Annotated in this window: 3 protein-coding genes and 1 pseudogene; all 4 read left to right on the top strand. The window is 32.4% G+C overall.

Features of this window, described 5'->3' with window-relative positions:
- A pseudogene (locus C1E58_RS11955) lies at positions 1–345 on the top strand (hypothetical protein); the annotation flags it as partial.
- An 88-nt stretch (positions 346–433) separates the two neighbouring features.
- Positions 434–598, top strand: a complete 165-nt coding sequence (locus C1E58_RS11950; RefSeq protein WP_002935077.1) for a peptide-binding protein — start codon at positions 434–436, stop codon at positions 596–598.
- Between the two features lie 20 nt (positions 599–618).
- The gene (locus C1E58_RS11945) at positions 619–702 is read left to right on the top strand and encodes a 23S rRNA methyltransferase attenuation leader peptide (RefSeq protein WP_032498436.1); all 84 of its coding nucleotides are present in this window, start codon (positions 619–621) and stop codon (positions 700–702) included.
- 124 nt (positions 703–826) lie between these two features.
- Positions 827–927, top strand: a 101-nt coding sequence (locus C1E58_RS11940; protein WP_219723382.1) for an rRNA adenine N-6-methyltransferase family protein, incomplete at its 3' end; no start/stop codon positions are given.

Raw genomic sequence — 927 nt, 5'->3', positions numbered from 1 at the left:
AAAGCCACTCAGATGATTTTCTCTGATATTGGAACGCCTAAAAGTAAGGAAGAAGGATTTGATGTTTACAATGAACTTAAGGACTTGCTTGTCGATCGAGGGATTCCAAAAGAAGAAATTGCCTTTGTGCATGATGCCAATACTGATGAAAAGAAAAACTTACTGTCTAGAAAGGTCAATAGCGGAGAAGTACGGATTCTCATGGCTTCTACGGAAAAAGGTGGAACTGGTCTAAACGTGCAATCACGTATGAAAGCTGTCCACCACTTAGATGTTCCATGGCGTCCTTCTGATGTAGGACGGATTTTGCGGACATTCAAAATAAAAAAGAATGTGATATATTAATCACAAATCACTTATCACAAATCACAAGTGATTTGTGATTGTTGATGATAAAATAAGAATAAGAAGAAATAGAAAGAAGTGAGTGATTGTGGGAAATTTAGGCGCACAAAAAGAAAAACGAAATGATACACCAATCAGTGCAAAAAAAGATATAATGGGAGATAAGACGGTTCGTGTTCGTGCTGACTTGCACCATATCATAAAATTTTGTATAATAGGAATTGAAGTTAAATTAGATGCTAAAAATTTGTAATTAAGAAGGAGGGATTCGTCATGTTGGTATTCAAAATGCGTAATGTAGATAAAACATCTACTGTTTTGAAACAGACTAAAAACAGTGATTACACAGATAAATAAATACGTTAGATTAATTCCTACCAGTGACTAATCTTATGACTTTTTAAACAGATAACTAAAATTACAAACAAATCATTTAACTTCTGTATTTATTTACAGATGTAATCACTTCAGGAGTGATTACATGAACAAAAATATAAAATATTCTCAAAACTTTTTAACGAGTGAAAAAGTACTCAACCAAATAATAAAACAATTGAATTTAAAAGAAACCGATACCGTTTA

It is taken from the genome of Streptococcus suis, from assembly GCF_002964575.1.
Taxonomy (GTDB): domain Bacteria; phylum Bacillota; class Bacilli; order Lactobacillales; family Streptococcaceae; genus Streptococcus; species Streptococcus suis_R.
The sequence above is the reverse complement of the archived record's forward strand: the minus strand, read 5'-3'. Positions and strand labels throughout refer to the sequence as shown.